Annotated in this window: 1 protein-coding gene; it reads right to left on the reverse strand. The window is 65.1% G+C overall.

What is annotated here, in order from left to right:
* Nucleotides 1–505: FAD-dependent oxidoreductase (locus AC1D11_RS22255; RefSeq protein WP_477651511.1), on the reverse strand; the 505-nt coding region annotated here is incomplete at both ends.

Raw genomic sequence — 505 nt, forward strand, 5'->3', positions numbered from 1 at the left:
TCTCTGGGTGTCCTTCGCGAACCACCGTGAGCGCGACGCCTTCCTCGGTCCGACGGATCGACTCGTAGGTCAGACCGCCGACGACCTTGATACCCTCGTCGGCGAGATAACCGGCGAGGGCCGCCCCGATCTCAGGCTCTGCTTCCGGCAGGAGGCGGCTGCGGAAGACTAGCGTCACCTCGACCCCCACTCGAGCGAAGGTTTGCGCTAGCTCAACGCCGATGTAGCCGCCGCCGAGCACGATCATCGAGCGTGGCAGTGCGGTCAGCTCCAGCGCCGTGGTGCTATCGAGGGTTGAGATGTCCGTTATGCCCGGGATCGCCGGCAACGCCGGCCGGGTCCCGGTGGCGATGATGATACGTTCCGCCGCGAAACGCTTGCCACCGGCTTCGACGCCGCCATCGACGAGGCGGGCACGGCCTTCATGATATGCGACGCTGTTGTAAGATGGCAGGAGATCGGCGTACTTCGCCTGACGCAGACCCGCGACCAGTGCATCCTTTTG

The organism is Polaromonas sp. P1_E11 (genome assembly GCF_056405995.1).